The sequence below is a fragment of the Bacteroides sp. 519 genome, from assembly GCF_010500955.1.
Lineage (GTDB): Bacteria > Bacteroidota > Bacteroidia > Bacteroidales > Bacteroidaceae > Bacteroides.
Genome location: NZ_QVMJ01000007.1, coordinates 226,619 through 246,157 on the forward strand (window position 1 = coordinate 226,619; position 19,539 = coordinate 246,157).

Annotated in this window: 12 protein-coding genes; 5 read left to right on the forward strand and 7 right to left on the reverse strand. The window is 40.5% G+C overall.

The window, feature by feature from the left end; all coding sequences use genetic code 11:
- Positions 1-17: 17 nt before the first annotated feature.
- The 7 genes from D0T85_RS09145 to D0T85_RS09175 form a co-directional block, all read right to left on the reverse strand.
- The gene (locus D0T85_RS09145) at positions 18-926 is read right to left on the reverse strand and encodes a FimB/Mfa2 family fimbrial subunit (protein ID WP_163212459.1); all 909 of its coding nucleotides are present in this window, start codon (positions 924-926) and stop codon (positions 18-20) included.
- A 93-nt stretch (positions 927-1,019) separates the two neighbouring features.
- Positions 1,020-2,393 carry an Mfa1 family fimbria major subunit gene (locus D0T85_RS09150; RefSeq protein ID WP_163212461.1) on the reverse strand — a complete coding sequence of 458 codons (1,374 nt, stop codon included), beginning with the start codon at positions 2,391-2,393 and terminating at the stop codon, positions 1,020-1,022.
- A gap of 57 nt (positions 2,394-2,450) precedes the next feature.
- The gene (locus D0T85_RS09155; protein WP_163212463.1) at positions 2,451-4,244 is read right to left on the reverse strand and encodes a hypothetical protein; all 1,794 of its coding nucleotides are present in this window, start codon (positions 4,242-4,244) and stop codon (positions 2,451-2,453) included.
- A gap of 14 nt (positions 4,245-4,258) precedes the next feature.
- Positions 4,259-5,761: a DUF3868 domain-containing protein gene (locus tag D0T85_RS09160; RefSeq protein WP_163212465.1), complete on the reverse strand. Its 1,503-nt coding sequence runs from the start codon at positions 5,759-5,761 to the stop codon at positions 4,259-4,261.
- 126 nt (positions 5,762-5,887) lie between these two features.
- Positions 5,888-6,496, reverse strand: coding sequence for a DUF3575 domain-containing protein (locus tag D0T85_RS09165; protein ID WP_163212467.1), 609 nt, complete (start codon positions 6,494-6,496; stop codon positions 5,888-5,890).
- A gap of 4 nt (positions 6,497-6,500) precedes the next feature.
- Positions 6,501-6,821 (reverse strand): hypothetical protein, encoded by a 321-nt coding sequence (locus D0T85_RS09170; protein WP_163212469.1) that lies wholly within the window; start codon positions 6,819-6,821, stop codon positions 6,501-6,503.
- Between the two features lie 459 nt (positions 6,822-7,280).
- Complete coding sequence (locus D0T85_RS09175; RefSeq protein WP_163212471.1) at positions 7,281-8,255, reverse strand: site-specific integrase; 975 nt, start codon at positions 8,253-8,255, stop codon at positions 7,281-7,283.
- An 832-nt stretch (positions 8,256-9,087) separates the two neighbouring features.
- Between D0T85_RS09175 and D0T85_RS09180 the strand changes: the two genes are divergently transcribed.
- The 5 genes from D0T85_RS09180 to D0T85_RS09200 all read left to right on the forward strand — a co-directional run bounded on the left by D0T85_RS09180 (position 9,088) and on the right by D0T85_RS09200 (position 19,522).
- The gene (locus D0T85_RS09180) at positions 9,088-10,059 is read left to right on the forward strand and encodes a FecR family protein (protein ID WP_163212473.1); all 972 of its coding nucleotides are present in this window, start codon (positions 9,088-9,090) and stop codon (positions 10,057-10,059) included.
- Positions 10,060-10,444: 385 nt separating this feature from the next.
- On the forward strand, positions 10,445-13,792 hold the full coding sequence (locus D0T85_RS09185) for a TonB-dependent receptor (RefSeq protein ID WP_203558443.1): 3,348 nt from the start codon (positions 10,445-10,447) through the stop codon (positions 13,790-13,792).
- A 184-nt stretch (positions 13,793-13,976) separates the two neighbouring features.
- Positions 13,977-15,593: a RagB/SusD family nutrient uptake outer membrane protein gene (locus D0T85_RS09190; protein WP_163212491.1), complete on the forward strand. Its 1,617-nt coding sequence runs from the start codon at positions 13,977-13,979 to the stop codon at positions 15,591-15,593.
- 2 nt (positions 15,594-15,595) lie between these two features.
- A complete protein-coding gene (locus D0T85_RS09195) occupies positions 15,596-17,275 on the forward strand; it encodes an arylsulfatase (protein WP_163212493.1) in 1,680 nt (559 codons plus the stop codon).
- Between the two features lie 243 nt (positions 17,276-17,518).
- Positions 17,519-19,522 (forward strand): hypothetical protein, encoded by a 2,004-nt coding sequence (locus D0T85_RS09200; RefSeq protein WP_163212495.1) that lies wholly within the window; start codon positions 17,519-17,521, stop codon positions 19,520-19,522.
- Positions 19,523-19,539: the final 17 nt, after the last annotated feature.

Sequence of the window (19,539 nt, forward strand, 5' to 3'; positions counted from 1 at the left end):
TAGCCAATTATCATTTTTTAAATCAATCCTATTTCGTCGTCTACCACCCACCAGCCATTAATGTAAACAGATACATTTGGCCCCATAAAGCGCAGGTGTATATTGAAAACATGGGTATTGTTGTAATCAATGTTTTTAATTTCGTTTATCAATGTCACCAGGTTTTCGCTGTATAATAGCGTGTTTGTTGTTTGGTTCTTTATTTTGATGATGGGGCTGCGGTGAGCGGCCAGCTTTAGTATATTGAGCGATGCCAACAGCTGGCCGTTGGGGTCTTTTTGGCACTGGGTGGTATATGCAAATTCGTTGTCGTTGTCAACGAAAGAATAATCAAAATCGTATATACTGTTATTGTCGTAAACCAACAGTTGGTAGTCGTTGTTGTTCAATGGCAATCCCTCGGTGGTGAGGTTTATGGTGTTGTAAGCTTTGTTTAGTGGCAGATAGATTTTCTGTTCGTCGGCATTGGTTACAAATTCTGTTTTCCCGGCATAAAATAGGGGCAACACGCCGTTTGTTACTTCATTTTCGTGTTCAAGGTAAAGCAAGGCGTCGGCCAGTTTGGTTTGGCCTATAACAAATTGTTGAGGAATAAATTTATAATGTGTGGGCACACCACACCAGGCAACAAAGTTATAATCGCCGGCGGGCAGGTTGTCTATTGCAATACAATAATTAAGACTCAGTGTCGGATTTTTATCTACATACACGCCCCTGAGTATTTCTTCGGCATCGAAAACGAAAAGGTCTATCCTTTTTACCTCTGTTTCGTTTATATACCCACGAGTGTACGTTTCCGGGGTGTATGAAAAATAGATTTGTAACCCTGCCAAACACCCTGATAAATCTTCTTTGATGCAACCGGCAAGCAGTGCAGAGAGCAACAGCAACGCAGGCAAATATGTTCGTGTAAATAGCTTCATCATTAAAATTCCTTTGTTTCTTGAAAATTAGAAAGGGAAAGTCCCCTCCCCTGATTCAGGGAGGGGGTGCCCAACGGGCGGGTGATTTAGAAAGTATCAGAGTAAATCGTATCCATCGGCAACGTTGCTCCAAGTTTCTACTTCTACATTTACAATAAGCGAAGTATCTTCTGTTACCTCGGCTTCGTCAACCGGTTTACCCGGTGCTTTGATGCTGTTAATGGTAACTTTGTAATAGTTGTTACGCAATACATCAAATTTAGCAGCTACAGAACCGGGGATGTGAGCATCGGGTGCTCCTGTTTTATTGAGGTAGGCACGGTAGTAGCAAAGGCCGCTTTTGTACTCAGTACTTTTTGTTGAGCCTGCGTTTGCAGTACTAAAAGTAGTTGCATCGGCTTCTACATCAAAGAAATAGATTGAACCATCGGCTTTTACAACTGTCCAAAACGATTTTACAGCAGTGTTTGCGCCTTTACTGGCTCCGCTGGCATTACAAAAATAGGCAGGTGCATACTGTGCACGTACCGAAACGTAAGTTAGGTTGTCACCGTTTACGTTATAGGTTTTTGTAGTGTTCTCGGGCACATAAACTGCTTTGGCAGTAAGGGCGGTAGCTGTATTAGCATCTACTGCAAAATACTCGGTAGAGTTGGGCAGATAACTGCTGATGGTAAAGAAATCACCTGCAACATAGTTTTCCCAGTTGGTGTCGTGCACCACAATGTTAGGAGTAGTTCCTACACGGTTTTGGATAGCATACGTTTTTTTATTGATGTTACCAAGGGCAAACTGAAGGTTGGTAAATACACCACCCAAGGTGGTAATTTTACCTGCACCATCGCGTGTAATGTCTTCTTGTACAGTTACTTTAGCTACCATACGTTTTACACTTACTGTTACAACATTGGCTGCCGGAGTAGTACCCGGAGTGGTTTCGACCACCAGTTTGGCTTGTTTTGCCTCGGTGCTTGCCATAGCAAGCCCATTGCTCGACAGGCTATTGGTTGCGGTAAGCGTATAAACCACTTTTGCCAAATCAGACAGCGGAGAGTTTAGCTCGGGAAACACACCGGGGTAGTTCATCAAAATATAAATCCGTTTATTCCCTGTGGTTGTAGTAATTTTACTACCATCCATCATGTAGGTGTCGGGGTACTCACGATCTACTTTAAAATCGTTTCTTTTTAACGCCACATTCTGTTCCAGTATATAGAATCCATCAATAGAGGTTTCGGCGTAGATCAACACATTTACATCGTTCATCTCAACTTCGGCATCTGTTGCATTACCATCATCGGCAGCACGTCCTTGCAAAGCACGAGGTGCAGTAATGGCCAGTTCCATTGCTGTGGGGTCTCCGGCTACAATTTTATATTCACCACTAAATTCGTTGTTGTTCGAACAACTTGTTAAGCCCATCGTTAGGGCTACGACTGCTAGAGCCGCATACTTAAACTTAATTTTCATTTTGTTTTTAATTATAATTAATAATATATTAAAATTGAGAATTGTAATTTTCAATTGTCAATTTTCAATTTTCAATTTACTAATCTCCGGATCACGTTCGGCTCGATCAACCTTATCCGGATCCAGCCGGAAAGCCTCCCTCAAATGATCGGCAGCTGCTTGCATTTCTTTCATTCTTGAACACAGGATAGCTGCCAGATAATGCGTATTGGCATTTTGCGGCAAGGCTGCCAGGATATTATAAGCTTTACCATCATACCCCAGGCAAGCTAGAGCCACTGCTGTGTTATAGTCGTTGTAATTGTTCAATATATTCAAGGCCTGCTGATATTCACGGTTTGCTAATTGTTTCAGGGCTAATGCATACTCGCTACGCTGCACATCCGTAAAGTTGGGGTTGGTTAATAAATTACCGTCGGCCAATTCGTCTGTCGACGAAACAATGTAGTTCAACGTGTCTACCTGTTGCATTTTAAAGTAACTACGGTCGGTAGCCGTAATGGTTCCTGTTAGTGTTAGTTTCAATACCTTCAACCCCGCTGTTACCGGATAGGTACATGTATAGCGATAAGTGTAATCCTTTCCGGGAACAATTTTTGCATTGTAATGTGCATCTGCACGATATGGGCTGGGTACCATATATCTAAAAACTTCTTGTTGCCGGGCATTTTTCAACTTGTTACTTTCTAACTGGCTGTGCAACATATAGGCTGTAGCAATCTCTACAGAGTCTTTTTCTTTAGGTAAAAGCGGACCAAGATCTTCGGAGGCAATGCTTTTCAGATAGAAATTGCGATACCTGACCGGTACTGTTTCTAATGTAATTTGCTTGCGAACAGAAGTTCTGTCGATAATTTGCTTACGCTCGTTCCGGTACTTCCTGTTCAATAAACTGGTATCCTGGCGTGCAGCCAGTTTACGTAAAAACAGGGCGCTATATTTGTTGTCGTGTTCCTGTAACTTCTTTCTGAGTTTTTCGGCACGTTTCACATTATAAGCATCGTACTTGGTTTGTTCGGCGTTGCGCCAGTCACGGTATTTTTGCATCAGTCGCCATTTGCTATAATATTGATTGAGTTTATTACGCCTGCGGCGTTTTAATTCGCGGTTCACCTCACGATGGTCTACAAACACCGAGTCGTAAGCAATGGGGTTTATAATGTCGTCCATATAGTTTTCAAATCGTTCATAGTCTTGCTTTTGAAGTTCAATAAAATTCTTACCACGCAACACCACATCTTCCAGTTTCACAACAGAGTCGTTATGAAAAACTTCGGGCGTAAGCACCAATTGATAATCGGCCGACAGGTAGGCCGCAGGTACACGAATAAGGAAATCGAGCGTTACTTGTTCTTTGTGTACAGATACAAACCGGGCACGAGAGGTAACTATAACCTGTTCAAGTGCATACACTTTATTGGTATCCAACCGGCGGTCTTCATGGTTTTGCGTTCGGGATGCAGAGAACTCGTTATATTTATTTACTTCTTCACTTAGCACCACAGTAGTCAATGTGTCACCTCTCCGAACAGTTGGATGAGTAATTCCAATTCTACTTTTTTCAAAAAAAAGACGCTCAGTGAGGTGACGTTTCTTGGAGTCACTACTCACGCAGGAACTAACCAATAATAACAAAAAAATGAATGAATATTTATATTTACGATTGAACGATGCCGCAGGGATTCCCCGCCCTTGCGAGGCGGGGGTGGCCTTCTGGCCGGGGCGGGGAGTAAAACCCATTTGCAGGGAACTTAGCTGTGCAATCTTGTCCCCCCTCTCCGCCCGTTGGGCACCTCTCCCCTCTAGGGAGAGGAATTGCCATGCGGTTTCTTTGTTGTATCGTAAATTCATCTAATTTTTAATTCTCAATTCTTAATCCCTAACTTATCCACTTCTTGCAAATTATGCGCAGCCTCTTGTACCCCCGCTACTTTGGCTTGATTCAGCATTTCGATAGCTTTATCCAGTTCGCCACGCATCATATACACTACACCTTTGTTGTTCCAGGCAGCTGGTAGTGTAGGTACTTTTTCTAATAAGCGAAGGGCGGTTGATAATTCGTTATTTTCAATTAACAAGGCAGCGGCATTGTTCAAGGCAACGGGATCGTTATCGTGATATTTAGGTATCACTTCAATAACTATTCGTTTATATTCATTACTTCCTTTTCCATACTCCATAGCCACACGGTAAAGTTCGGCTTGTGACAGGTTTTCGGGGTTGCTGTTTGCTAGTATACGGGCTTCGGCTGTAGTATAGTTACGTACAGCGTAATTTATTTGATATTCTACACGGCGTAACTCCGGAAAAACATCTTTCAACAACCGATAGTATACCGGCAGGTCTTTTAAACGGGCCTCCTTACGATCATAATCGTCGGCACTGTCGATAATGTTCAGTATCTGCTTTTTCTGAGAAAAATCACTACCATCAACCACAGCACGCAGTCCGTCCCAGTCTTCGGCTACCGAGCGCACAGTAAAAATCTTTTCAGACAACATATAACTGCTGCGGATATACTCTTTCAGGGCCATCGAACGCTCGCGGGCCAGCTTTTCGTTGCTGGCATACTTACCCTCGGGCGATGCATAACCTTCGATAAACAGTTCGGTTATCTGGCTATCCTCATCGCTCATCACTTCCAGAAGAGCATCATCAATTTTGCTTAACTCAACAGGATTGCGACGAAAATCGGGAAGTATTACCGAACTGCCCACCTGAAAATCCAGATAAGCACTACCTTGGCGGTTACGGGTTTTAAATTCTTCGGCAGGAGTAACCAAAGACACTAACGGTTGAGCTACATAAGGCTCGCGAGGTGCCAGCTTCAGCTGGTCATTGAGTTTATAGGTATACATATTTACTTGTGCACGACACCCCACAACTTCCTGACGAATGTATAGACTACCTTCGTTCATCCACGATTCGAAAGGAAGTTTAAGGGTATAAAAAAACTGGTCGTTGATATATTTGTTTGTATTTACCAATAAATAGGGAGCCTCATAATTGGCCAGCCATCCTTTACTGGTTACAGCAAACCAGCGGCGGTTGGCCTTTGAGCGGGCTGCACCGTTAACTTGAATATATGGAAGTTCAAATATTCTACCTTTTTGCCGTATTTCGGGGATAAACAAAACACTGCCACAAGAGGGAACAACATTTGATTCAATTTGTATGCTGAAACGAATCAACAGGCTATCGTTGCGCTCGCAAAAATCAAGAGATTCAACAAGGGCAGAACCGTGATATTGCTGGGCGGCAACAAAGGTCGAAAAGCTTATAAAGGTAATAAAGGCGATAAAGTAATGAGTTTTGAGTAATGAGTTTTGAGTTACGATGCCGTAGCCTCTTAGTTTATTCTTTTTCATTTTCTTTCTTTTTTTATTTTTGAGACGCGGATTAACGCTGATTAACGCGGATTAACGCTGATTATTTAAGTAGAGATTAATCTGCGTTAATCCGCGTTAATCTGCGTTTCAAAAAAACCAATAGCTTCATTTAATCACATAAATTAAACTCAATCCAACCTTTGTTGGCCCCACATAATGCCTATTGTCGCTTTTTACCAACTTACCACACTTGGGAGAGTCGTATTTATCGTAATCCAGATACGCATACCCCAAACCAACAGTGAACTCCAACGACCAGCGGGGTGACAACAACCAGTGGTAGCCCCACGAAACACCTGCTCCACCCAGCCAACCTTGGTAACGATGCTCTTTTGTGGCACGAAAAAGATTGATATTACCTACATTGTAATAAGCATAGTGGGCGTGAATGCCCAGAAAATGCCCCATGAACGATTCGCAAAGCCAATGGCGAAACTCGGGTTGAACCAACAGATGTTTCCTTTTGGAGTTATTGGCAAATTCAAAAGGGTTGTAGTTTACTGGCAGGCTGAGAGTGTGCCGACGACTCAGTTTGAACTCCAGTTCAAGATTAATACTGGCTGTTGCGTTGTAAAACAAGTTACTTTTTACTAACAAACGGGGTGAACCGTTGTATAAACGATAACTATTTACTGCTTCCTGAGCCAGACAGCTACTCCCAACTACCAGCGTGAAAACAAGGATGAATATGAATTGAATACGTATATGTTGCATAAAATTAATTGATTTGAGAATGAATGAGCCAATGATTACACAAACGGCTAAACTGAGGAAGCGTGCGCGGAAAACCAGATTTCAAATTGCGAGGGATGCGCACAGCATCAATTACACGACGTATGCAAAGAAGAAGGTCGAGCAACGCCTCATCGTCAAGATTATTCTTGATTTCGCTACGCAAATAGCTACGTATACGAACCATATCCAAATAAACTGGATTCGCTAAATCGGATTTACCACGGAAAGGGTTGCCTGCATTCAAACATAACTCATTCGCCTTGTGAAGCAGATAAATTACATAAAGAGTTTTTTTGTTAAGCATCGCGTCTATTAATTCGTTAGTCGTTAGTTGTCCCTCTCTATGTAGGAGAGAGACAAATAAGTTGTTAGACTACGAAACCGGATATAATAAACGACGCCTATTTGTTAGTATTTGATACTAAATAGCATTTATTATTGACTCAAGAGGAAGAATAAAAAGGAAAAAGACTCGTGGGTAGGGGAAATTATGGAAAATAGGAAATACAGAAGAAGCAAAATGGTTAATTGTAGTTAAATAACAAGATAAAGGAAACTTTTTATTGTACATTTTTTTGAAGACAAAATACAAAAGGCTACTATAATAATAAGCTAGGGGTATGATCTTATTACCAAAGTGATATTTACAAAAAATAAAGAGTTTAAGAAGGTTTTTTGGAGGTTTCAATGAAATCGCTTACATTTGCAACGAATTCAATGTCTCTCTCCTACATAGAGATAGACAAATAATCTGTAATCAATATTAACCGTTCGGTTTTCTGCACACCCACTTTGTTTTTCTGCTTTGTTTTCTCTTTTTCATTTCTTTTTGATGCACGTTCAGTACTGTTTGAATTACCACCTGGTTGGCATTTGAAAGTACAGACTGATCGAAAGATTGCAAATAAATATGGGTTACTTCTTCGCTTTGATGCCCCATGGCTTGACTGATTACGGGGGTAGGAACACCTTCGTTGTGGGCTATAGTGGCCCAACTGTGCCGGGCCGTATACGTAGTGACATGATCGGTAATACCCAACATCTGTACAATTTTTTCAAGACATCTGTTTTGTTTCCGAAGAGCATTTTTATACAACTGCCGTTCTTCTTTGGGGCTACCACTACGAATTATAGGTAACAGGTAGGGCGATTCCGGATCAACATTCTTGTATTTGTTGATGATTTTTCGAGCCTCGGCATCAATTACTACAGGAACTGTGCTACGGGTTTTACGCCGTTGATAAGTAAAATTTTCTCCATCAACATCGCTTTTACGCAGATGGGCAAGGTCGATATAGGCAATGCCTTGCAGGTAAAAGCTGAGTACAAACATGTCGCGACTGAACTCAAGGGCCGGGTATTTGGAAAGGTCGGCCTCGCAGAGCTGGCTGATTACTTCGGGAGACACGGCACGTTTCTGGGTTGGCACCGGTTTGGTGCACAGGTGGTCGAAAAGCCCTGCCCGGGCAGTTACATCACCACTACTAACAGCTTTGTGGTAGAGGGAGTTGATACGCGAAATGTAAAAAACAATGGAATTACTGCGAAGCCCTCGTTTCAAAAGGTTGGCGTGGTAGGCATGAAGCCAGCTGGCAGTAAAGCAATCACACAAACGAAGGTCGCCTCCATGAAAAGCAATCATACTACGGTAGGCACTCAGGTAACCTTCGGCAGTTTGATAACGGCCGCAACAATGGTAATCGGCCACTAAATGGTTAACAAAATGAGATAAGTGCATATTATTTCTAATTTTATGGTTAATCGGGTACAAGATAGGAAAACGCTGAAAACATGGTGTTTTCACATACAGGAAAAACAAGTAGTTTCATTTAGTTTTCTACCAATGAAACAACTAGTTTTCTATATAGGAAACTACTAGTTTCCTATATAGAAAACTGTTGGTTTCCTACTGTGAAACTGTTGGTTTCCTACCGTGAAACTGTTGGTTTCCTACTGTGAAACAAAAAGCATCCTACAGAGAAACAAAAAACTTTCTCGGACCCCTCCGCCCTTTGGGCACCTCCCCTTTGCAGCTTAACTATTCTTTTTTTAACCGCAGAGTACGCAGAGTTTCGCAGAGTTTAAGATTCAATGCTGCATAGAAATTAAAAACTCCGCGTTAATCTGCGAAACTCTGTGGTTAAAATATGCCGCATTGCGGCTACCTGTTCATAGCCACTACGTGGCCTTCCGCGAATCATTTTATGGAAAGATATATTACCATTTTCGAAAATTTGCGTGTGACACTTCGGTGGTACTTATTTTTCTTAAAAACACGAAGTGTCACACTGTAATTAACTGTATTATAGTTAGTTATAGTATGTGTGACACTTATGACACTTTTTTCGTCGAAAATCTTCTGAGGGGGAATAGTATAATTTATGTAATTTATGATATTTATGATTTCACCACAGAGTTCTCAGAGTTTCACAGAGTTTTTTATTGTGATGCCGCATGGAAATAAAAAACTCTGTGTAACTCTGCAAACTCTGTGGTGAAAAACAAAAAAATCACTTTTCTTTTAGCGGATTTTCTTTTGTGGTTCGTCTACTTAATATAGATTATAAAAAATGGACGAATACATACTGAAATATATGCAGGAAGAACTCACTCAAACAGAAAGAGTAGAGTTATTACGAAAATTTGATGCAGACGAATCATTAAAAAAGGAATTCATGGATTTACAAAACATGAAAGCCTTACTCAATATTGCTCCGCAAGTACAAAACAAAGAAGAAGCTAAAGAAGCCTATGCCGGATTTACCCGAAAGGTAAAACGAAGAAAAATACGAAGAATAATCCAACTGGCTTCCGGATACGCAGCAACAGTGGCACTAATTGTGTTTGCTACTTGGTGGATCACCAATCATCTTTCTGCTCCATCACCAATACCTGTTGCCAACACCAACACACTGTTTGTTCCTGCCGGACAACGGGCACAGATAACTCTACAAGATGGAACAACGGTTTGGCTCAATGCTCAATCAACACTAACGTATCCTTCACATTTCTTTACTAACGAACGAAAAGTATCTATTAGTGGGGAAGCGTATTTTGAAGTTGCCAAAGACAAAAGTAAACCCTTTATTGTTGATGCAGGAGGTAACCAGATCAAAGTACTGGGTACACAGTTTAATGTATATTGTTATCCCAATGCCGAAGTTGTTCAAACCAGTTTGCTGGAAGGATCGATTGAAATGTACCCACAAAATTCAACCGAGGGTATAACGTTAAAGCCGAACCAACAAATTACCATCAGTGATAATAAAGCTGTAGTAAGCACCATTAAGAACTTTGAAGCATTTTTGTGGAAAGAAGGCGTTTATAGCTTTGAGAACGAGCGACTGGATAATATAATTAAAAAACTGGAATTGTATTACGATGTAAATATCATCATCCGCAAACAATCATTGAAAGATATCAGATTTACCTGTAAATTCCGTCAACGCGAAGGAATCAACGAAATACTTCAGATACTGAGTAAAATACATCACTTTAAAATATCAGTAAACGAAGAAACAAACACTATAACCCTAAGCTGAAATTAGAATGAGAAGATACTTGAAAATATATGTTTAACCATTAATTATTACTGCCTATGGATACACTATAAACCTGAATTATTCATGTTCAAGAATGGAAGGAGTTAAAGGGAGTTATCAGGAGTTTTACTCCTTAGGAGTTATAGCTCTAAGATACTTCAGAGCATCTAAAGCTTTAACTCCTAGCGAAGCGATAACTCCTGCTATTCTTGAATAATGTTGTAAAAACAAAGCGGCAAATGCACCACCATCTGCCGCCAAGTAAAGCAAATACCAATAATCAACACCAGTATTTACCTAATTGTAAAGCAAAGATATGAAAAAAAGACCTTTGTTATTAAACATTATTGCTCAAAATGAACAATATAAAGTTTTTTTCAGATTTATGAAGATCACGCATTTCCTACTATTTATCACTGTATTGCCATTAATGGCGGTTAATACAGCTGCACAAAATGCAATTGTTACACTGAATAACAACAACCTGTCTGTTGGTCAATTTATTAACGAAATAGAAAAGCAAACAGAATATCTGGTTGTATTCAGCAACCAGGAAATAGACACACGCCAGGAGATTAAAGTAAAAAACAAATCGGATAAAGTTGGTAACTATCTTCGGGAAATATTTGCAGGAACAACCATTCGTTATGAGTTCCTTAAAGATTACATCTTGCTTTCTACTAAAGAAAGTTTATTAGAAAGAAACAACGCTAACCAACAAATTCCGGTTGTTAAAGGAACGGTGGTCGACGATGCTAAAGAACCCCTACCCGGAATGAGTATCAGCATTAAAGGTACAACTACGGGAACAATTACAGATATGAATGGTAATTATTCTCTTTCAGCCTCTCCCAATCAAATCTTGGTTTTTTCGTTTATTGGTTATAAAACACAAGAAATTGTTTACACTGGTCAATCAATACTTAATATAACAATGCTTCCGGACACAGAAGTGCTGGACGAGATAGTTGTTGTTGGATACGGTGCACAAAAAAAAGTGAGTATTACTGGTGCCGTAGGTAGTATTAAGAACGAAAGCATTAACCGCATGGCCAACAGTACCACTGCTGCATTACAAGGTACTACTCCGGGGCTTACCATTCTTGATAAAGGAGGAGCACCGGGACGTGCAAGCACCACCCTACGTGTACGTGGTATAACAACCATCAACAACAGTGATGCCTTGTTACTGGTAGATGGCATTGAACAACGTATTGAGGATGTTAATCCGGATGAGATTGAAAGTATTTCTATTCTAAAAGATGCATCGACTACTGCTATTTATGGTTCGCGCGCCGCAAATGGAGTTGTATTGGTAACAACTAAACGTGGAAAAGAGGGACAGGTAAAAGTAGATTTCAACAGTTACTGGGGTGTTCAGAATGTTACAGACAACCCTGAACACATGGAAACCATAACTTATATGCGTCAACAAAATTATGCATTTCAAAATGCCGGACAAAACCCGCGTTACTCCGATACATTTATTCAAGAATGGATTGATAACCATAAAAAAGACCCTATTACATACCGGGCTGCAAATCAATGGCAGGATGCTGTATATAAAAGTGCCTTACAACAAAACTACAGTTTAACCGTAAGTGGCGGTACCGAAAAAGCAAAAGGATTGTTGGGATTACGGTATTATGATCAGGATGGTATTGTTGATAACTTTAATTCGGATATAAAAGAAATTCGTGTTAATACCGATTTCAAACCTTTTGAACGACTGAAAATATCGGCCGATGCTAACTTCAGGTCGCGCTACTCAAAATCTCCGGTAGATGCTTACGACTATGATGTAAATGGTGGAGGTATATTTTATGCTATGTATCATGCCACACAATTTGTTGTACCTCAATACCAAGATGGTAGTTACGGGTTGGGTAATAAAAATGCCAATCCATTGATGCTTGCCCGGTTGGGAGGTAGCGATAAACAAACAAGAAATCTTTTTATAGGAAACATAAAAGCCGAATTGGGTATTATTGACGGACTTAAATTCACGCTACAATACGCACAACGTTATGCCTTTAATAAAACGGTTTTATTCAGAAATAAATATAGCGCAACCGATAATAACTTTCTGGATTGGGGAGCCACCGCCCGTAATGAAGCATACTCGCCCAATGTAAACCGCAAACGCACAAGGAATGTATCGCGTAATGAAATGGACGACAAACGTGAAGATTTAAATGAGTATACATTGAACATGTTGTTGAACTATGAAAAACAATTGGGCAAACATAACATTCAAGCACTGGCAGGTTTTTCACAAATAAAGAACAAGTGGTCGCACAACCAGTCCATACGTCAGGACTTTTACAATAACGATGTTCCATCTATGAATATGGGTTCCGAAAGCACATGGAAAGCTTATGGGTATAACAATGAATATGCATTGCAATCCTATTTTGGACGTTTAAATTACAATTATGCCGATCGTTATTTATTTGAAGCCAACCTACGCTACGATGGTACTTCACGCTTTACCGGCGATAACCAGTTTGGTGTATTCCCTTCATTCTCTGCCGGATGGCGTATATCTAACGAGACTTTTTGGAACGATAAACTCCGTAATATTATATCCGACCTTAAATTAAGAGGTTCGTGGGGTAAAACCGGTAACCAAACAGCAGGCTTGTATGCTTTTTACGAATCGTACACCTCAACTACCTATAATTTCAATAATGAAGTAGAGCAGGGATATATGCAAACCGCACTGGCAAATGCAAACCTGAAATGGGAAACAAGTACACAAACCGATATTGGTATTGATGCTGGTTTTCTGAACAATCGTTTAACACTAAGTGCCGATTATTATTACAAACGTACAGATGGTATTTTGGTTAGCCTGCCCATTTCCGGAACCATTGGTTTGGATGCCCCTGTTCAGAATGCTGCTACTGTTGATAATAAAGGTTTTGAATTATCACTGGGATGGAGAGATCAGGTTGGTGATTTTTCTTATGGAATAAACTTCAACATATCGAACAATTGGAACAAGGTTATCAGTTTGGGAGGAGCAAACCCAACATTGAATGGTGGAACAGCCGATGTTATTACTACTGTTAGAGAAGGCTATCCTATTAATTCGTACTGGGGATATAAAACCGATGGTTTACTTACACAGGCAGATATTGATAATGGTTATCCGGTATATGATAGCCGAATGGGCGCCGGTGATATAAAATACCTGAATCTTAATAATGACGATAAGATTGATGCCGAAGATATGACTGTTATCGGCAATGAATTCCCTGAATATCCTTTTGCATTGTCGGGCAATATGGCATGGAAAGGATTCGATTTATCATTCATGCTTCAGGGAGTTGTAAAAGCACACACACGTGTGTCGGGGGCACTTGCCGAAGGTGGAAACTTTGAAGGATTTACACTGGATATTTTCAAAGATTATTGGACACCCGAACATACAGATGCACGCTTTCCACGACCCAGAAAAAGTGTTGACTACAATGCTATGATGTCCGATTATTGGGTTATAGATGCTAATTATCTTCGTTTAAAAAACATTCAATTGGGCTATACCATCCCCAAAACTATCAGTAAGAAATGGAATCTTGAAAAAGCCCGGGTATACGTAGCCGGAAGCAATGTTCTTACTTTCTCACCATTAAAAGAATGGGGACTGGACCCGGAGTTTGTTTCAGGACGTTTCAGGTATTATCCACAAACCACAGTATATACAATTGGTGTTAATCTTACATTCTAACTGAGTAATGAGTAATGAGTAGTGAGTAATGAGTAATGAGTAGTGAGTTTTGAGTAGTGAGTAGTGAGTTACGATGCCGCATGGTTAAACTCATAACTCAATACTCATAACTCATAACTCAATACTCATAACTCATAACTCAATACTCATAACTCAAAACTCAAAACTCTAAATAAACAGTATTATGAAGAAAAATATATTATCCTTTATCCTCTTGTCGGGCATTATGTTTGGATGTACCGATGTACTGAACACTGTTCCAACCGATCGTTTATCTTCCGAAGTATATTGGCAAACCGATGAAGATGCAGAATATGCAGCCAATGCAGTATACCGTTTCCTTGAAAGCCCAATAACTATTATTGGCCGCGACGGAATGTCGGATATAGCCCGTGCTACTTTCGAAACTTCGGACGAAACCAAAGTAGAAGGAAGTATAGCCGACCCGCAAACCAATATATTCCAAAACACCTGGAACGATATGTATAAAGGTATACGCCGTTGTAATGATTATATGGCCAATATAGATAAAATAACACCTACCAACGAAGCAAAGGTTAAACAGTTCACAGCCGAAGTTCGTACACTGCGATGTTATTTCTACTCCCGGTTGGTATCATATTTTGGTGATGTACCCTTAGTAACTACACCTATCGGCATCAATGAATCGAAAACACTTACCCGTACACCCGTATCGCAAATCTATGATTTCATTTACGAGGAAATTACGGATGCAACAAAATATCTGCCGGCAACTACTGTCGAAAAAGGTCGGGTTACCAAAGGTGCCGCACAAGGTATACTGGCACGAACCATGCTATTTGCTGCAGGTAATGTAACTGGTACCGACAATCGTACCAATACATATCTACAACGTGCAAAAGATGCTGCCGATGCTGTTATTGCTCTTGATGTTTATTCGCTACTGCCAACTTACGAAGGATTGTTTTTATACGAGAACGAAAACAACCAAGAGGTTATATTCGACAAACAACACATGAAAGATGTGTTTTCTAATGCAGTAATGAACAACTTTGGTGCTGTATCATTGGGTAACAATGGTTCGGCAATATCTCCAACAGCTATATTGCTTGATGAATACGAAACCATCAACGGTAAAAGCATATCCGAAGACCCTGAATACGATCCCCAAAATCCGTATGCTAACCGTGACCCGCGCTTAAGTTATACATTGTACTATCCCGGTTCTGTACTGCCTAATGGAGCAATCTACGATTCTCGCCCAGGTTGGAGCAATTCGGGCGATGTTATAGGAGCAAGCTATCAGGTATCCAAAACCGGGCTATTACCCCGGAAGTATATCAATGCCGAAGATTTGGGACAAAGTAACCGTACTAATTGTGGTATCAACTTCGTTCTTTTGCGTTATGCTGAGATTTTATTAATTGCCGCCGAAGCCAGAATAGAATTAGATACAGAAAAGGATGTTGCATTGAAATACATTAATGAAATTAGGCAACGTGAGGATGTTATGATGCCTCAATTGAAAGAAATCACACAACAATCAGACTTGCGTACAGCCGTACGCCACGAAAGAATGGTTGAACTTGGACTGGAAGGAAACCGGTTCTTCGATGTACGTCGCTGGAAAACAGCCATAAGTGTTTGTAACATGAATCAAATAGAGGGTATGCGCTATGTAGATAAAGAAACCGGTGAATTGGTTAAAGTTGTTACCGATTATAAGAAGAAATTTACCGAAAGAGATTATCTTTGGCCAATACCATACAACGAAAGACAACTTAATACCAACTTAATCCAAAATGATGGATGGAATTAACCATGAATAATACAACTATTACTAAAACATTACCTTTTGCAGCGCTTGCCTTAACGGCAAGCGCATGCAGCAATAGCAGTGAGAAGAAAGAAGATGCACGCCCCAACATTTTGGTGATTTTAGCCGACGATCTTGGCTACTCCGATTTGGGATGTTATGGTGGCGAGATCAATACGCCAAATCTGGATAAACTGGCTCAAAACGGATTACGCTTTACCCGTTTCTACAATGCCAGCCGAAGCTGTCCCACCCGGGCATCTTTACTCACCGGACTTTATCCACATCAGGCCGGAGTAGGAAGAATGACTTTCGATGAGCACCAACCCGGCTACCGGGGCACAATGACCAAGAATGGTGTAACCATAGCCGAAGCGTTAAAAGGTGCCGGATACCAAACCGGAATGATAGGCAAATGGCATGTTGCCGAAACTCCTCTCCGCCCCGACCAACGTCAATGGCTTGCACATCAGGTACAACACGATGATTTTGCCCCAAAAGAGAATTACCCTACACACCGGGGGTTTGATGATTTTTACGGAACTATTTATGGTGTGGTTAATTACTTCGACCCTTTCAGTCTTGTTAATGGTGAAGAACCTGTAAGAACTGTTCCCGATGATTACTATAGCACAATAGCTTTATCGGACAGTGCGGTTTCGTACATCAAAAGATATGCCCAAAGTGATAACCCTTTCTTTATGTATCTGTCGTACCATGCACCGCACTGGCCGTTACATGCTTTACCCGAAGATATTAAGAAGTATGAAGATATGTACACCAAAGGTTGGGATGATATCCGCGAAAAGAGGTATAACCGAATGAAGCAACTAGGCATATTTGAGCAAAAGGGTGACTACCTAACCGAACGCCAATTTAAAGATACATGGGAAGAAAACCCGACCAAAGAATGGGATGCCCGTGCAATGGCTGTTCATGCAGCAATGATAGACCGTATGGATAAAGAAATAGGTAGAGTACTCAAATCGCTTGAAGAAACCGGGCAACTAGACAATACGTTGATTCTATTTATGTCGGACAATGGATGCAGTCCCGAGAATTGCCAGAATTTCTCGGAAGGCGAAAACGACCGTCCGGCAGAGATGCGAAATGGCGAACCAATTGTATATCCACGTAAGAAAGAAGTATTACCTGGCCCACAAAACACATACGCTTCTATTGGTCCGCGATGGGCAAATGTAGCCAATACCCCTTTCCGCTTCTGGAAAGCCAAATCGTACGAAGGAGGTGTTTGTACTCCAATGATTGCCCACTGGCCAAAAGGAATGAAACAAGGTAAAGGAACAATTACCACTGCGCAGGGACATGTTATCGACTTGTTACCAACATTCCTCGAACTGTCGGGAGCGGAATATCCTCTTGAGTATAATGGTAATAAAATTATCCCTTATGCTGGAGTCAGTCTGGTATCTGCCATTACTAATGGCGAACCAACCGTAAAACGCGATCTATGTTTCGAACACTTTAACGAGCGTGCATTGATTGACGATGAAGGTTGGAAAATTATTCGTGCAGCACGAGAAGATAAGTGGGAACTTTATAACCTGAATGAAGACCGTACAGAAATCCATAATCTGGCTACTCAATATCCGGATCGCGTAAACAAGATGGAACAAAGGTACCTGCAATGGGAAAAAACTCACATGGTAGAGCCAAGACCGTGATGAGTAATGAGTGATGAGTTTTGAGTGATGAGTTTTGAGTAATGAGTTTTGAGTTTAACCATGCGGCATCACAACTCATCACTCATAACTCATTACTCATCACTCACAACTCACAACTCATTACTCAAAACTCCCATTTGACCGGATATTATCATTCTTTTACCGAAAAGTATTACTCTAATAAGCGGTATAGCTATACTTTTGGGAAGTCAAAAATCGACAATATATTATAGATTAAAATCCATGAAAAGAAATTTATTATTAGTGCTATTCCTATGCCTTTGTGCTTGGGGAAAAGCACAAGTGATGGAGTACAATATCACATTAAAATCACCGGGCAACCCGGCAGAGACTTACAACTTAAAACTAAGTAACGGAGCGATGATTGCAAACACAAACCTACCAGTAGACATACGGCAGGAAAAAGTGAATGATTCGGGCAATACATTTCGCATACGCACCATTATCACTGCAAAAGAAACTGTTTATTACAATCTGGAAGAAATTTACAAATTAGCAGATAATCATACTGATTGTCAGTTCTATATGCCCGGTTTTTGGTACCATCGCAACATGCGTTCGCCCAAAGAAGCACCATCATTTAAAACTAGTGATAGTTGGCAGGTACGCGAAGATAGATTGAGTACACCACTTACCGGTATCTACAACGAAAAGAGTGGCGATTACTATACTGTTACCCGCATTGACGATTTTGAAGGCGAAGCATTGACCACTCACCAAACAGGCGAGGTAATCCTGAGTGGAAAAACATCTATCGGCTTCACCGGATTCCGTAACGTAAATGGTAAAACGGCTCTTGTTTTTGGATTTCCTTATGCCGAAGCACCCAAGACTTACCTTCGTAAACTAACGCTTGCTCCTGCTGTACAAGCATTCGAAAAGTTAGAAAAAGGGCAAAGCCGCGAACTTATATGGGAAATAAGCAAAGGTAATGCAACAAGTTACTCAACTTTTGTTGCCGATGTATGGAATTACTCCTATAATACTTTCAAACCCACTATTGTTCAAACTCAATGGAATACAGAAAGTTCAAAGAAAGTACTTTCTAATTACTTTACCGAGAGTTATGTTGACAAATACAAATTAAAATATTTCTCCGGAGTACATCAACGCACAGATGATTGCAAAAGCACCGGTATTGCCGAAGTAGGTTTTGTTGGCCGCGTTCTTCTGAATGCCTTCAATGCTCTTGAATACGGCGAACAGGTTAACAATACCGACCTCGTGAGGAAAGCAAATGCAATTTTCGATAGTTATCTTGAATATAGTTTTACTGCCAATGGCTTCTTTAAAGAAAAGGTAAACTATGGCAATGGAAAAGAAGAAGAAATATTCAGTATTCGTCGTCAGTCGGAAGGTGTATTTGCCATCCTTAATTACCTGGATTATGAGAAAAAACAAGGCCGCAAACATCCTGAGTGGGAAGTTAAAATGAAAACCATACTGGATAACTTCCTTAAGTTGCAAAACGAAGATGGTAGTTTTCCACGTAAGTTTAATGATTCATTCAAGGTTACTGATGCATCTGGCGGTAGTACTCCGTCGGCTACACTGCCGTTAGCAATGGCTTATTCCTATTTCAAGAACAAAGCATATTTGGAAAGTGCCCGCAAAACAGCTGTTTATCTTGAAAATGAATTAATCTCCAAATCCGATTATTTCTCTTCTACACTCGATGCTAATTGCGAGGATAAAGAAGCTTCTTTATACGCATCAACTGCTATGTATTACCTTGCCATGGCAACCAAAGGCAAAGAACGTGCACACTATGTTGACTTATGTAAAGAGGCTGCTTACTTTGCGCTATCGTGGTACTACATGTGGGATGTACCGTTTGCACAAGGACAAATGCTTGGTGATGTTGGTTTTAAATCGCGCGGTTGGGGAAATGTATCTGTTGAAAACAACCACATTGATGTTTTCATCTTTGAATTTGCTACCGTACTCGATTGGTTGGCTACAGAAAGAAACAACCCGGAGTTTGCCGAATTCTCAAACGTTATCAAAACATCTATGCTACAGCTTATGCCCATAAAAGGACACATGTTTAACATTGGTAAAGTTGGTTATTATCCCGAAGTGGTTCAACATACTAACTGGGATTATGGCAAAAATGGAAAAGGTTTTTATAATGATATATTCGCACCGGGATGGACGGTTGCTTCGTTATGGCAAATGTTGAGCCCAGACCGGGTAAGTAACTATTTTAATGTAAAAAGGAGATAAAGTAAGCCTTTACCTCA

What these genes read in the sequence shown, in the direction of transcription:
- D0T85_RS09145 (WP_163212459.1), bottom strand. Translation starts at nt 926, where the DNA reads ATGATGAAGCTATTTACACGAACATATTTGCCTGCGTTGCTGTTGCTC.
- D0T85_RS09150 (WP_163212461.1), bottom strand. Translation starts at nt 2,393, where the DNA reads ATGAAAATTAAGTTTAAGTATGCGGCTCTAGCAGTCGTAGCCCTAACG.
- D0T85_RS09155 (WP_163212463.1), bottom strand. Translation starts at nt 4,244, where the DNA reads ATGAATTTACGATACAACAAAGAAACCGCATGGCAATTCCTCTCCCTA.
- D0T85_RS09160 (WP_163212465.1), bottom strand. Translation starts at nt 5,761, where the DNA reads ATGAAAAAGAATAAACTAAGAGGCTACGGCATCGTAACTCAAAACTCA.
- D0T85_RS09165 (WP_163212467.1), bottom strand. Translation starts at nt 6,496, where the DNA reads ATGCAACATATACGTATTCAATTCATATTCATCCTTGTTTTCACGCTG.
- D0T85_RS09170 (WP_163212469.1), bottom strand. Translation starts at nt 6,821, where the DNA reads ATGCTTAACAAAAAAACTCTTTATGTAATTTATCTGCTTCACAAGGCG.
- D0T85_RS09175 (WP_163212471.1), bottom strand. Translation starts at nt 8,255, where the DNA reads ATGCACTTATCTCATTTTGTTAACCATTTAGTGGCCGATTACCATTGT.
- D0T85_RS09180 (WP_163212473.1), top strand. Translation starts at nt 9,088, where the DNA reads ATGGACGAATACATACTGAAATATATGCAGGAAGAACTCACTCAAACA.
- D0T85_RS09185 (WP_203558443.1), top strand. Translation starts at nt 10,445, where the DNA reads ATGAAGATCACGCATTTCCTACTATTTATCACTGTATTGCCATTAATG.
- D0T85_RS09190 (WP_163212491.1), top strand. Translation starts at nt 13,977, where the DNA reads ATGAAGAAAAATATATTATCCTTTATCCTCTTGTCGGGCATTATGTTT.
- D0T85_RS09195 (WP_163212493.1), top strand. Translation starts at nt 15,596, where the DNA reads ATGAATAATACAACTATTACTAAAACATTACCTTTTGCAGCGCTTGCC.
- D0T85_RS09200 (WP_163212495.1), top strand. Translation starts at nt 17,519, where the DNA reads ATGAAAAGAAATTTATTATTAGTGCTATTCCTATGCCTTTGTGCTTGG.